The sequence below is a fragment of the Microbacterium shimangi genome (assembly GCF_043556445.1).
Taxonomy (GTDB): Bacteria; Actinomycetota; Actinomycetes; order Actinomycetales; family Microbacteriaceae; genus Microbacterium.
Genome location: NZ_JBIGII010000001.1, coordinates 35,698 through 49,045, shown reverse-complemented (window position 1 = coordinate 49,045; position 13,348 = coordinate 35,698). Strand labels below are relative to the sequence as shown.

At 68.6% G+C, this 13,348-nt stretch carries 12 protein-coding genes; 11 read left to right on the top strand and 1 reads right to left on the bottom strand.

Going from position 1 to position 13,348, the window contains the following annotated elements; genetic code table 11:
- Positions 1 to 43 precede the first annotated feature (43 nt).
- The 7 genes from ACFXQA_RS00240 (at position 44) to ACFXQA_RS00210 (ending at position 6,551) form a co-directional block, all read left to right on the top strand.
- Positions 44 to 2,689, top strand: a complete 2,646-nt coding sequence (locus ACFXQA_RS00240) for an FtsK/SpoIIIE family DNA translocase (protein ID WP_394517774.1) — start codon at positions 44 to 46, stop codon at positions 2,687 to 2,689.
- Complete coding sequence (gene pgsA, locus ACFXQA_RS00235) at positions 2,689 to 3,258, top strand: CDP-diacylglycerol--glycerol-3-phosphate 3-phosphatidyltransferase (protein WP_394517773.1); 570 nt, start codon at positions 2,689 to 2,691, stop codon at positions 3,256 to 3,258. The genes ACFXQA_RS00240 and pgsA overlap by 1 nt, the downstream gene beginning before the upstream one ends.
- Entirely contained in the window at positions 3,255 to 3,782 is a 528-nt protein-coding gene (locus ACFXQA_RS00230) for a CinA family protein (RefSeq protein ID WP_394517772.1), read from the top strand. The genes pgsA and ACFXQA_RS00230 overlap by 4 nt, the downstream gene beginning before the upstream one ends.
- 155 nt (positions 3,783 to 3,937) lie before the next feature.
- On the top strand, positions 3,938 to 4,246 hold the full coding sequence (locus tag ACFXQA_RS00225) for a helix-turn-helix domain-containing protein (RefSeq protein WP_394517771.1): 309 nt from the start codon (positions 3,938 to 3,940) through the stop codon (positions 4,244 to 4,246).
- Between the two features lie 16 nt (positions 4,247 to 4,262).
- Positions 4,263 to 4,490 (top strand): DUF3046 domain-containing protein, encoded by a 228-nt coding sequence (locus ACFXQA_RS00220; protein ID WP_394517770.1) that lies wholly within the window; start codon positions 4,263 to 4,265, stop codon positions 4,488 to 4,490.
- Positions 4,491 to 4,747: 257 nt separating this feature from the next.
- Positions 4,748 to 5,797, top strand: a complete 1,050-nt coding sequence (gene recA, locus ACFXQA_RS00215; protein ID WP_394517769.1) for a recombinase RecA — start codon at positions 4,748 to 4,750, stop codon at positions 5,795 to 5,797.
- A 1-nt stretch (position 5,798) separates the two neighbouring features.
- Positions 5,799 to 6,551 (top strand): regulatory protein RecX, encoded by a 753-nt coding sequence (locus tag ACFXQA_RS00210; protein WP_394517768.1) that lies wholly within the window; start codon positions 5,799 to 5,801, stop codon positions 6,549 to 6,551.
- A gap of 30 nt (positions 6,552 to 6,581) precedes the next feature.
- Here ACFXQA_RS00210 and ACFXQA_RS00205 read toward each other — a convergent pair whose 3' ends face one another.
- Positions 6,582 to 9,056, bottom strand: a complete 2,475-nt coding sequence (locus tag ACFXQA_RS00205; protein ID WP_394517767.1) for a helix-turn-helix transcriptional regulator — start codon at positions 9,054 to 9,056, stop codon at positions 6,582 to 6,584.
- A gap of 504 nt (positions 9,057 to 9,560) precedes the next feature.
- Between ACFXQA_RS00205 and ACFXQA_RS00200 the strand changes: the two genes are divergently transcribed.
- From ACFXQA_RS00200 to ACFXQA_RS00185, 4 genes are all read left to right on the top strand, one after another.
- A complete protein-coding gene (locus ACFXQA_RS00200; protein ID WP_394517766.1) occupies positions 9,561 to 10,241 on the top strand; it encodes a SipW-dependent-type signal peptide-containing protein in 681 nt (226 codons plus the stop codon).
- A 125-nt stretch (positions 10,242 to 10,366) separates the two neighbouring features.
- Positions 10,367 to 10,846 (top strand): signal peptidase I, encoded by a 480-nt coding sequence (locus ACFXQA_RS00195; protein WP_394517765.1) that lies wholly within the window; start codon positions 10,367 to 10,369, stop codon positions 10,844 to 10,846.
- Between the two features lie 13 nt (positions 10,847 to 10,859).
- Complete coding sequence (locus tag ACFXQA_RS00190; RefSeq protein WP_394517764.1) at positions 10,860 to 11,588, top strand: hypothetical protein; 729 nt, start codon at positions 10,860 to 10,862, stop codon at positions 11,586 to 11,588.
- Positions 11,585 to 13,330, top strand: a complete 1,746-nt coding sequence (locus ACFXQA_RS00185) for a choice-of-anchor G family protein (RefSeq protein ID WP_394517763.1) — start codon at positions 11,585 to 11,587, stop codon at positions 13,328 to 13,330. Before ACFXQA_RS00190 ends, ACFXQA_RS00185 begins: the two co-directional genes overlap by 4 nt.
- Positions 13,331 to 13,348: the final 18 nt, after the last annotated feature.

Sequence of the window (13,348 nt, the reverse complement as noted above, 5' to 3'; positions counted from 1 at the left end):
GTCGCTCAGGGCAAACGTCGCAGGTCGCGCCTACCGTGGACCCATGCCCCGCAGTACTCCGGCGACCAGCGGTCGCGCGCCCGCGAAGGGCGCTCCGCGTGCCCGCAAACCCGCGCCCGAACCCAAGCGCTCCGTCGGCGAGAGCGACAAGCCCCCCGTCGTCGTCCGCGCGTGGCTCGGTCTCGCGCACGCCGTCGGCGGCATCTTCCGCACCTTCGGACCCGAGAGCCTCGAGAAAGAACAGCGCCGAGACGGCTTTCCGCTCCTGCTCGTCCTGCTCGCCGCCTCCGGCGCCGTCGTCGAGTGGTTCTTCATCGGCTCCGACATCGCGGCGTCGATCAGCGCCTACACGGTCGGGGGCCTCCTCGGCCGCGAAGCCTTCGTCTTCCCCGTGCTGCTGCTCCTGCTGGCGGGTTGGCTCTTCCGGCATCCGTCGTCGGTGCACGACAACGGCCGCATCGGCATCGGGTTCGCACTCCTCGTCATCGCGGTCGCCGGCTCCTGCCACGTTCTCGGGGAGCGTCCCCAGCCCAGCGCCGGGCTCCCCGCTCTGAGCGGAGCCGGGGGTCTCTTCGGCTGGATGGCCGGTGAACCGCTCGCGCTTCTCATCACGCCGATCGGCGCCGGCATCGTCCTGGCTCTGGTGGGTGTGCTCAGCATCCTGATTCTGACCAAGACGCCGCCCAACCGGATCGGTTCGCGTCTCGGCGATCTCTACGCCTGGATGTTCGACGCCGAGCGGGCGGCCCCGGCCGACCGCTCGGGGTCTGATGGCTCTGCGGCGGCCGATGCCACCGACGACGACGCCGACGCCGATGCCCGCCCGTGGTGGCGCCGCAACAAGACGGGTCGCGAAGAAGAGGCAGACGGCGCCCTCGGTTCGCAGGACCTCACCGAGCTGCTCACCCCCGGCACGACCGACGGTGGCTTCGAGCAGGTGTACGCCACCACCCCCGAGAAGCCGCCGGTGCCGCCGCTTCCCGACGCCCTCACCGAGGTCTTCGCGCGTCCCTCGCTCACCCCTCCCGCGCCCGCCGCGGTGAGTTTGCGAGACGACTCCGCCGACGACGATGACGAGCTCGGCACCATCTCCGGTCTCGGCGGCGACAGCGCGGGCATGCCCCCGGCTTCCGACTACCGTCTTCCGTCCGAGTCGGCGCTGTCGGCCGGCCCGCCCCACAAAGAACGTTCGGCGGCCAACGATGCCGTGGTCAAGGCACTCGAGAGCGTCTTGCAGCAGTTCTCGGTCGATGCGCGCGTGACCGGCTTCTCGCGCGGGCCCACCGTCACCCAGTACGAGATCTCGCTGGGGCACGGCGTGAAGGTCGAGCGCATCACCGCACTGACCAACAACATCGCTTACGCCGTGGCCTCCAACGAGGTGCGCATCCTCGCTCCGATTCCGGGCAAGAGCGCGATCGGCGTCGAGATCCCCAACGCCGACCGCGAGATCGTCACGCTCGGCGACGTGCTCCGTTCGAGCAATGCCGCAGCATCCACCCACCCCATGACCATCGGTGTCGGCAAAGACGTCGGTGGTGGCTTCGTGGTCGCGAACCTGGCCAAGATGCCCCACCTGCTCGTCGCGGGATCGACGGGGTCGGGCAAGTCCAGCTTCGTGAACTCGATGATCACGAGCCTGCTGATGCGGGCGAAGCCGTCAGAGGTGCGCATGGTGCTCATCGACCCCAAGCGGGTCGAGCTGACCTCGTACGCCGGTGTGCCGCACCTGATCACCCCCATCATCACGAACCCCAAGAAAGCGGCCGAAGCGCTGCAGTGGGTCGTGAAAGAGATGGATATGCGCTACGACGACCTCGCGTCGTTCGGGTACCGCCACATCGACGACTTCAATCAGGCGGTCGTGTCGGGCGACGTGGTGCTCCCGGTCGGCAGTGAACGCGTCCTCAAGCCCTACCCGTACCTGCTCGTCGTCGTCGACGAGCTCGCCGACCTCATGATGGTGGCACCGCGAGACGTCGAAGACTCCATCGTGCGCATCACGCAGCTCGCTCGGGCCAGCGGCATCCACCTCGTCCTGGCCACCCAGCGACCCTCCGTCGACGTCGTCACGGGCCTGATCAAGGCCAACGTTCCCTCGCGGCTGGCTTTCGCCGTCACGAGCGTGACCGACTCACGGGTGATCCTCGACCAGCCCGGAGCCGACCGGCTCATCGGACAGGGCGATGCGCTCTTCCTGCCGATGGGTGCGAACAAGTCGGTGCGCGTGCAGGGGGCATGGGTCAGCGAGTCCGAGATCGAGAAGGTCGTCGCCCACGTCACGAACCAGGCCAGACCTGAGTACCGCTCCGACGTCGCCGCGTCGGCCGAGCGGAAAGAGATCGATGCCGACATCGGCGACGACCTCGAGTTGCTTCTCGCCGCGGCCGAGCTGGTGGTCTCGACGCAGTTCGGTTCGACCTCGATGCTCCAGCGAAAGCTCCGCGTCGGCTTCGCGAAGGCGGGTCGCCTCATGGACCTCATGGAGTCGCGCGAGATCGTCGGGCCTTCCGAGGGCTCGAAGGCGCGAGACGTGCTCGTGACGAACGAGCAGTTGCCGTCTGTTCTGGCACGACTCCGCGGGCAAGATGCGGCGTCTGTGGCAGACCCCGTCGATGCGCAGTTCGAGGGGCTCGAGGTCGTCGACGGCGACGAGGGCGACGCCTGGCAGTTGACGGGGCGCGACTGATGGCCGTTCCGCGCCAACTCCCCAACGCGATCACCATCGTCCGCATTCTCTGCGCTCCCGTTTTCCTCTGGATGCTGCTCGCCGACGGGGGCACCGACGGTGCGCTCCGGTGGTGGGCGGCCGCGCTGTTCATCGTCGCCATCGCCAGCGACGGAGTCGACGGCTACATCGCCCGCCGGTACGAGATCGTCACCGACTTGGGCAAGCTGCTCGACCCGATCGCCGACAAGGTGCTCACCGGGGTCGCCTTCGTCGGCCTGTCGATCCTCGGCGAGCTGCCCTGGTGGGTCACGATCGTCATACTCGTGCGCGAGATCGGCATCACGGTCTACCGCTTCATGGTCGTCAGCGACCACGTGCTGGCTGCCGCCTGGATGGGGAAGCTGAAGACCGTGGCGCAGTCCGTCGCGCTGTCGTTCGCCCTCCTGCCGCTTGCGGCGGTGGTCGGCGAATGGATCGTCTGGGTGAACATCGTCACGATGTGGGCCGCGGTGATCCTCACGATCGCGAGCGGACTCGATTACGTCGTTTCCGAGGTGCGGGGCGCACAGAAGCGTCGCGCCGCGTGATCCACGAACTCCCCGATGACTTCGAATCGACCCTCGTGCGCGACCCGCGGGCGAGTGCCGCGCGGCTGATCGATCGGCTCGCCGAGCTCGGCTGGACGGTGGCGATCGCAGAGTCCCTCACGGGCGGACTCGTGGTGTCTTCTCTCGTCGAAGTGCCGGGGGCGTCGCGCGTGCTTCGAGGAGGAATCGTCGCGTACGACACCGCGATCAAACGTTCGCTCCTCGGTGTCGACGCCACGCTCCTCGAGGCTCACGGAGCGGTGCATCCGCGCGTGGCCCGTCAGATGGCCGAGGGGGTCCGCGAAGCGCTCGTCGTCGACGGACGACCGGCCGATGTCGGTATCGCGACGACGGGCATCGCCGGACCCGGTTCGCCGGATGGGCAACCGGTCGGCACGGTGCACATCGCGATCTCGACTCCGCTGGGCACCCGCGTCGACACCCTGGCTCTCTCGGGTGATCGCGAGGTCATCCGTCAGGAGGCCGCGCGCATCGCGGTGCGCCACGCTCTCGCCGCTCTGTGAACCGGTTTCGCGGAGGCGGGAACAGAACGTGTTTCCGCACCGTTACATTCGGCGATTCCCACCCTTTCTCCAGCGCACCGGGTTAGATTGGCAGAGCGGGTGTTGTACCGTTGTCCACTCGGACAGTCGGCGGAATCACAAGTAAGGAGGGCCCCATGATCCTGGTACGTCAAGAGATCGGTGAAGTTCTCCGTGATCTCCGCCAGCAGAAGGGTCGCACCCTCCGTCAGGTCGCGAGCCGCGCGAGTGTCGCTCTCGGATACCTGAGCGAGGTGGAGCGCGGGCAGAAAGAAGCCTCCAGCGAGATCCTCGCTTCGGTCGCAGAGGCACTCGACGTGCCCATCTCGACGATCATGCGCGAGGTCGGCGATCGACTTTCGGTCCTCGAGGGCCTGCAGACATTCCCCGACGTGGTTCCCGACGACCTGGTCGCCTCGGTAGAGCCTCAGCTCTCGCTGCGCTGAGCGCGGCGACCGCACTGTGCGCCGCAGCGAGTTCGAGCGAGCCGTCGCCGACGAGTTCGGTGCGCGCGGTGATTCGTTGGTCTCCGACCTCTCTCTGATGGCGATGAACGGCCGCACGGCCGTCGAGGCGCTGGCCGACGGGGCTCCACCGCGTGAGGTGTGGCTGGCGCTGTGCGCCGAGACGGAGGTTCCCGCCGATCGGCGGTACGGCGCTGGCCGACTGGAGCCTCGCGGCCGAGCCTGACTCGGCGCGTCACCGAATCTCGGACCCGCCCACGCGGCGTGTCATCGAATCTCTGTTCGATAACGGGCGTAGTCTCCTGCACAGCGGTGATCGGCGACAGGTTGTCCCCGTTCGGGTGATCCTCCGGCTCGATGTCGGAGGCCCTCCCTAGCGTGGACAACGTCGGATGACACCCCACGCCTTGTCTCAGATCCTTCGTCGTCGGCGAAGGATGCGACAGCCTACAGGCGACGGAACGCGAGCATTAGGAGAACGTCATGCCATCACCCGCAGACCGCGAGAAGTCTCTCGAGTCGGCTCTTGCCCAGATCGACCGGCAGTTCGGAAAAGGCTCGGTCATGCGACTGGGCAGCGACGACCGTGCGCCTGTCGAGGTCATCTCCACCGGTTCCATCGCTCTCGACGTCGCCCTCGGCGTGGGCGGGTTGCCCCGCGGCCGCATCATCGAGATCTACGGCCCCGAGTCGTCGGGTAAGACGACCCTCACCCTCCACGCGATCGCGAACGCCCAGCGCAACGGCGGCATCGCCGCATTCATCGATGCGGAGCACGCGCTCGACCCCGACTACGCCAAGAAGCTCGGCGTCGACATCGACTCCCTCCTCGTCTCCCAGCCCGACACCGCTGAGCAGGCTCTCGAGATCACCGACATGCTCGTACGTTCCGGCGCTGTCGATCTGGTCGTCATCGACTCCGTCGCGGCACTCGTTCCGCGTGCCGAGATCGAAGGCGAGATGGGTGACTCGCACGTCGGCCTCCAGGCGCGTCTGATGTCGCAGGCCCTGCGCAAGCTGACCGGTGGTCTGAGCACCACCAACACGACCCTGATCTTCATCAACCAGCTGCGCGAGAAGATCGGTGTCTTCTTCGGTTCTCCCGAGACGACCGCCGGCGGTAAGGCGCTGAAGTTCTACGCGTCGGTCCGTCTCGACATCCGTCGCATCGAAACGCTGAAAGACGGCACCGAGGCGGTCGGTAACCGCACACGGGTGAAGGTCGTCAAGAACAAGATGGCTCCGCCGTTCAAGCAGGCCGAGTTCGACATCATCTACGGCACCGGCATTTCGCGCGAAGGCAGCCTCATCGACTTCGGCGTCGAGCACACGATCGTCAAGAAGTCCGGCGCCTGGTACACCTATGACGGGGAACAGCTCGGGCAGGGTAAAGAGAACGCCCGAGGCTTCTTGTTGAAGAACCCCGACATGGCGAACGAGATCGAGTCGAAGATCAAGAGCAAGCTCGGCGTCGGCGTACCCCGCGACGACGCGTCGGTCTCCGACGAACTCGCTGCTCGCCGTCCCGCGTGACATGCCGGTGAACAACGGGGGCGGGGGCGACTCGACGCGTGACGCCGCAGATGCCCTGGCCCCCGTGACCCCGCTGTTCGGTCGTGGCACGGCCGAGGCGCGCACGACCCTTCGAGGCGGGCCTCGCACCGTGCGGTTCGTCCCGGAGGCCGAGCCACGCGTCGAGCCGCAGCGGCGATCGGATGGTGAGGGAAAGGGCTCTTTCGACCGTTCATCACGTTCTGCCTCGGCACCCCGAAAGGGGCGCGAGGGCGGGGAGGTCGATGAGTCCGTCGGCACCGTGGCCGAACCCGGAGCGATACGCGACCAGGCCGAGACGCTCCTCCTGAAGAAGCTGCGTACGCGTCAGCTGTCGGTCGCTGAAGCTCGTGCCGTCGTCATCGAGGTCGGGGCCACCGTCGAGGCGACCGACGACCTTGTCGAACAGTTCCTCCGACTCGGCTACCTCGACGACCAGGCGCTGGCCGAGCAGCTCGTGCACGCAGCGGTCGAGCGCAAAGGGCAGGGGCGTCAGGTCATCTCGCCGCTTCTGTCAAAACGGGGCATCCCTCGCGACGTCGTCGACAACGTTCTGACGCAGTTGCCCGACGACGACCTCGAGCGGGCCCTCGATTTCGCTCGAACCAAGGCCCGTTCACTCGGGGCGCGGGATCACCAGACCGCTCTGCGCCGCCTCCTCGGCCAGCTGGCACGGCGCGGGTACCCGTCGTCCGTGTCGATGACCGCGGCGCGTCAGGCGCTCGACGAGCTCTAGCGCCACTACGCGACGGCCGCCGCGCCGTCTTCAGCGAACTCGGCTCGAGAGAGACCGCAGCTCGGGTCGACGCGCGGCGACAGCCCGGCCCAGTTCGGCGCGTGAGCCCACGCCCAGCTTGGCGCGGGCCTGGTAGACGTGCGACTCGACCGTCCGCACCGAGAGGTACAGCCTCTCGGCGATCTCGCGATTGCCGAGACCCTCAGCGACGAGGAGGACGATCTCGCGCTCCCGCCGGGTGAGTTCGAAGTCGCTGGCGTCACCGTCGTGGGAGCGGCCGCTTCCGCGTTCGGCTCCGCGCCCGTGGTCGCTGGCCACGCCGATACCGGTGGTTCCGTCGTGGCCGTCCCACGCCGTCCCGAGGCGCATGGCCGCGACGACATCGGGGTCGTCGTCGTGGTCATCGACCAGGGAGGTGGCTGCATCGGAAAGCATCCGCGTGGCCGGAACCTCTGAATCCTCTGCCATGCGTTGGATCTCGGGCAGCGCTTGGTCGGCGTCGCCGAGAACGACCATCTGGTAAAGGTCGCGGGCGAGAAGAGCGGGTGCGGCCGCCGAGGCGGTCGCGGCGGAACGTGCGGCAGCGAGGGCCTCTTCGCGTCGGCCGAGGGCAGCCGAGACGTACGACTCGGCGACCATTCGGGCGTGTTCGAGGTTGGGAAGACCGGTGATCGCCCCGTGATGAATGCGGTCGAGAATCTCGCGCGCCTCCAGGGCGTGGTCTGACAGGGCGAGAGCGCGGGCTACGGCGATCTGGGCCAGCGGAACCATGTCGGCGGCGGCGGGCGGGCGTGCCCGGCGCACCGCGGCGTCGAGTTCGCGGGCCGCCCGCTCGGGCTCCCCGAGGACGGCATACGCGCACGCGAGTACGAGGCCTGCGACCGCTGCGGTCTCGGCGTTCCCTTGGCGTGCCGCGGCGTCGACCTCACCCCCCAGGCGGGCGAGCGTGGGGCCCAAGTCCGTGCCGGCGATGCCCGCCGCGATGATCTCGCTACCGGCGACGCCCAAGCGCTCGACGGTGGTGATCGGGGTGATTCCGCCGCGCTCCCCGGCACTCCGATGCGCCCGCAGAAACCACGCCTGTCCTTTGTCCCACGCCCCCAGGCAGGTGTGGCTGAGTCCGGCCAGCACTGCCGAGCGAACGCGCAGGGAGGTCGAGTTGCCCTGCTGTGCGAAAAGGGTCTCGGCGAGTCGAGCCGCGTTCTTCCAGTCCATCCGGGAACTCAGCAGCTCTGCCCGCAACAGCTCCAGCTCGGCGGAGGCGCGCGCGTTCGGGCACCCCAAAGACTCGACGCGTCCGATGGCGGCTTCGATCTTGTCGACGCCCGTCGCACCCGCAAGGGTCGCGACCCTCACGCACCGCAACAACGTCGGGGTGTCGACGGGGCCGCCCGACAGTCGCTCGAGGAGCGCGTCGAAGTCGACGGTTCCGCCCTGTGCCGCTTCCGCGAAACACTTTTCCACGTGGAGGCGTGCGTCGTCCTCGTTCTGCAGCCCGAGCTCGGCATGAGCGAGCGCCTCCGCGGGCTCGCCGGCGTCGTTGGCGCGGCGCGCGGCGTCGAGCGCCGCCCTCACGCGTATGGCCGTCGGGACGTTCTCGTACATCGGGCCCAGCGACGTGCCGTGCAGCCACCCGCGCGCGGCCAGGACCGAGAGCGGTTCGCACCACCATTCGCTGGTGGGCGCGAACATGCGCGTCACGGCCCCTTCGAGCAGGGCGTCCACCCCGGCCGCGCCCACACGTCGGGATGCTTCGCGGGCGAGAGCGGCGTTGGCGGTCAGGCGATGAGCCGGGGTCGAGTCGTCGTGCACGAGGCGAGCGCTCGTCAGCGCATCCAACACTGTTGACGGCAGGAACCGGGCTGCGTCGGCGCGAGGAATACCCGCGACCCGCCCCAGTGCCGCCAAGGTGCTGCGCTCGACAGACCCGAGCTGCGAGACGTGAGCGGCCAGCGCATCGGAGAGCCGGCCGTGAGGCGGACTGTCGCGAAGCGCGGTGATGGGATCCCGCCCCTCCCGCACGGCCTGCGCCGCCTCGCCGGCGAGTTCTCGCAGCAGCATCCGCGAACCGTCAGCCAGAGCGACGATCGATGCCCGGGTGAGCGCATCGAGCTCGGGTGCGGCGAACAGTTCGAGCAGCCGATCCGCGTCACGAGGGGTCAGCGCCGAGAGATCCACCCGGTCGGCAAGGCCGCGAAGCCAGAGATCGGTGGCCATCTGCGCGGCATCCGGGTTGCCATCGGGGGGTCGCGTCGAACCATCGCGCGTCACGGTGAGTGCGAAGAGCGCTGTCGCGTGACCTGCGTACACGGCTCGCACCACGGCGGCGACGGACGCGGGATCGAGTTCCTGCGCGTCATCGATCACGACGATCGGGCGCCCGTCCTCGCCGGGCCGCCCCTCTCGCAGGCGCGCGGCGCGCGGATCGTGAGACGCGGTGAGCGCCCCATGCGGCACCGACGAATGGGGTCCGCTCGACCGCAGGACCAGAGGTGGCTCATCCATGGCGATGAGACGATCGATCACGTCGCGGAGAAAATGGCTCTTTCCGCTCCCTAGCGGGCCGACGAGAACAATGCTGATTCCGCGCGAAAGCGATGCCAGAATTCTGGATGTATTTCGGTCATCGCCGACGACTTCTTCGTCGATTTTGGCGTCTCTGATGCTCATTCGGCTCACCCCCCAAAGTGATTGCACCCATTACAGAGAGTCGCGGCCCAGCCCTGCCGCAGAGCCCCACCCTACCGAGACTGCGAGGTTCCTCACTGGAGGAATCGCCTTGCGGCCTACTGGTATCGGAACTCAGTAGCGAGGACGTTACCGGCTTTTCGCGGGTTCGCTCAAGGGCTTGCGCACGCGCGCTGGGAAGTTTTCGTGACTCGCACCGGGATCGCATTTCGACGTATTCGCCCCAGTATGCCGGCCCATAGCGTGCTCCCAGATCCCACGATCGCCTGTGCGCGAAGGTCGCATCGGACACACCTAACGTGAGGTAGGCACGATATGGAAATGCAGGAAAAACGCCGTGCGACGCGACGGAAAATCTTCGCGATCGCGGCCGGCGGAGCGGTTCTCGGGCTGGGAGTTTCGGCGACACTCGCCGCCTGGACCGATACCGAATGGGTCTTCGGCGGAAACGGTACCGGTGGGCCGGGTATCGGCACGTCGACGTTCGAGATCCAGCAGAACTCCGTGCCCCCGTTCGCGGCGGGAACGTGGACCGACGAAGAAGAGAATCCGGGGGGAGAGATCACGTTCAGTCCGGGAGCGCTCGCGCTCTCGCCGGGCGACGAGGTATACGCGCCGGTCGCCCTGCGTTCCACTCCCTCTTCCATCGCCGGCGAGGTCGCGCTCCAGCCCGCCGTCGCTGCCGCGGGTGTGGCCGTGACCGACCCCGATGATCTGCTGCTCGCCGCCCTCGCGGTCAGGGTCGCGACCGACGACGCGCCCTTCACCTGCGACGACACGGCTTTCGCCGGGGCGCCCGGCGGCCCTGCCGTGATCGCCGACGGGCCGCTGCTGACGGCGGGCGGAACCGCGGAGCAAGAGATCTTGGCCGTGGCCGGCTCGACGCAGTACTACTGCTTCGCCATCACGCTGCCCGACCCGTTCGCCCCCGCCACGGGCGATGTCGAGGACTACATGGGACTGACCGCCGCACCGGCGTGGCAGTTCGCCGCCACCTCCTGATCGCCCGACCCGTGCCCTCCACCTCCCCACCGCTCGTCCGTGGGCCCGCGCATCGCGCGCGGGCCCACGGGCCGCGTGCGGCGCACACCGCAGCGCCGCCGCGTCGCGGTTCGGCTCGTGATGCCGTGATCACCGTGCTGGGCATCGTCGGGGTGGCGACCGTCGTGTGGCTGGCGGCGTCCGCCGCGCTCGGCTTGTCGATCATCGTGTTCGTCACGGGATCGATGAGTCCGACGATGCCGACCGGGGCAGCGGCGGTCGTGCAAGAAGTGCCCGCTTCGCGGCTCGTCGTGGGCGACGTGGTGACGGTCCCGCGGCCGAATTCCGCGACCCCGGTCACGCACCGCGTAGTCGAGGTCGCGTCCGTCCCCGGCGACGACCGTTCTCGAAGCCTCGTCTTGCGGGGCGACGCGAACAGCATCGACGATCCCGATCCCTACGTGGTCGACGAAGCCCGCCGTGTGGTCGTCGCCGCACCCGGCGTGGGCTGGGTCGTCATCGCCGCGAAGACACCGGCCGCGATGGTGGCGTTCAGTCTCATCGTGGCGGCAGCCATCGCCTGGGCGTTGTGGCCCGGCGAGCGGCGTCGTGAAACCGCTTCATAGAGAGAACTCCCGAATGCTCTTCCCCGCATCGCCCGTGCGTCGCAGAGTCGCGGCGCCGCTCGTGGCGGCGCTGTCATTGACGCTGCTCGTCGGTGGGACCGTCCTGGCCGGCAATGCGGCGCGCGCGGCGCTCATCGAGGTGCCGTCGACGGGGGCGCCAGGGCGGCTCGTCCTTTCGTCCGACCCTTATCCCGCGCAATTCCTCGAGATCAGCCCCGGCGACCCCTCGCACTGGCAGGTCGCAGCGCGATTAGAGGGTGCGACGAGCGCAACTCTTTCGCTCGAACTGCGCGAAGCCGGGGAGCTCGTCGAACACCCCCGGGGCCTCGAAATGGGGGTGGCGGAGTGCACGGTGCCGTGGGCAGGCCTGAACGAAGCTCCCGTCTGCGCCGGTACGTCCGTGCCGGTCGCACTGGTGCGCCCCTCGGATGACGGTGTCACCACCCGCCCGAGGTTCGTGCTGCGCCCGCTCGACGCATCCGCCCCCTCCTACCTCCTCGTGACGTTGGCGGTGGCGGACTCTGACGCTGCCCGCGCCGATGCGACGCTGATGGGGCTCACCGGAACCATGGGCGTCGGGCTCACCGCCGTCGCCGTGGAGCCTGCTCCCGTGACTCCCGGAGCCGCCCTTCCGGCGACGGGTGTGGATCCCACTCTCTGGACCGCCGTCGCAACAATGGCGGCGGGCTTCCTCGGACTCGGCGCCGCACTGCGTCTACGACCGACGCGGGGCGCGCGATGAACCGCCGGCTGGTGACGACCGTGGCGTTCGGAGCCGTGGCCGTGGTGGTGGTGCCGCTGTCGGCTACCGCGACCACGGCCGCGTGGACAGACGAGGAGTGGAACCACGGCATCGTCGGGACGTCGTCGCTCATCTGCGGCGACGACACGGGGTTCGCGACGACCGCCTACGGCAGGTTCCTCTCGGGGTCGCTCCTCGGCACGAATCTGAACCCGGTCGCCGATCTCGAACAGATGAGGCTCGTCCTCGATGAGAACGGGGCGCTCACGGTGCAGCCCACTGATGCCGTCGATCTCGACCCGCCGGCGACCCCGCCCACCCATACCTACGCCAACCCGTTCGACGTCGACCTGCTCGGCATCGCCGGGGTGAACATGAGCGGATTCGAGGTTCCCGTGCCGGGCGCGGCCCTCGGGGCGGCGAACCAGTACGCCCAGGTGTCCGAACTCGGCACGGCCGTCGGGGCGTCGGGGCTCGTGAACAACAGCGGGGTCGTCACCGCCGGCACGACTCCGAGCGCCTCCCTTCCCGCCCCCGCCACGATCAGTCTCGACGAGCTGCTGCCCGCCCTCACCGGCATCGCCGGGGCCGACCTGAAAGTAGGTGCGATCGGCGCGAGTTCGCAGCTCGACGGCTGCGCCGCCCTTCTGTCGACCCTGTGGGGTGCGGGCACGGTATCGGGGAGCACCCGCGACTACGCCATCGCGGGACTCGGCCTGGGTATCGACGTCCCGGCAGCGGGTGGCCTCGTGGGCACCACGACGACTGGCGCGGCGACGATCACGACCGCAGTGAACTCGCTACTCGGTTCGTCGGGCTTGATCTCGTCGGTCATCGGATCGAGGCTCGACCTTGCGCTCCCCGGCGCCCTGACGACGAGCATCGGAGGCACCGTCTCGATCGCGGGGCTCGATCTCGCGGGCTCCGTCACGACCCTGTTGAACACACCGCTGACCGACGGTGTGGTGACGGTCGATCTTCAGACGAGCACCGTCGATGTCGACCTCGACGCCCTCCTGCCCTCGCTGAACAACGCGCCACCGAACACCGAGGTGGTGGTGAACTCCGCGGTCCTGGCCCCGATCGTGACGCGTGTCGGCGTGCTGCTCAACAACTGGACCTCACAGGTCATCACGGCTCTCAGACAGGAGCTGCGGACCTCGACGATCACGATCGACCTGAACGCGGTCGTGGCGGCTCCCGGTATCTTCCCCCTGCAGCCGCTCGACATCCTCAACGTATCGATCGACTTCGTCGGCCAGGTGGGTGCGATCCTCGACGGGACCGCCGTCTTCACGGTCGACGCGAACACGGCGGGGGCCGTGGGAGCCATCAACACCCTTCTCGCCGCGCTCGCGTTGCCGACGGTCACCGCACTGATCAACACGGTCGAGCTGTTGTCACCCGTCCTGGTGACGGTGGTCGCGAATCAGATCACGACGACGGCGGTGGGCGCCATCACGACACTGGGTACGACGCTGTCGACGGCGGTGAACGCGGTCATCGCGCGGGTCGGCTCGGTCGTCAACGCCCTGCGGTCGATCCTGTCGCTCATGGTCAATGTGCAGCCGGATCGGCCGGGCGCCCCGCCCGGGTCGACGTTCGTCGCCGGCACCGCCGATTCCACGCCGCAGTACCTCGTATCGGCGCTGCGCATCGGTCTGGCCGACGCCTCGACGCCCGCCAGTATCGACCGGGTTGTTTTCGCCACGGCCTCGGCGGGTCCGGTCACTGCCCCCTGACCGCCTCGCAGACCTGGT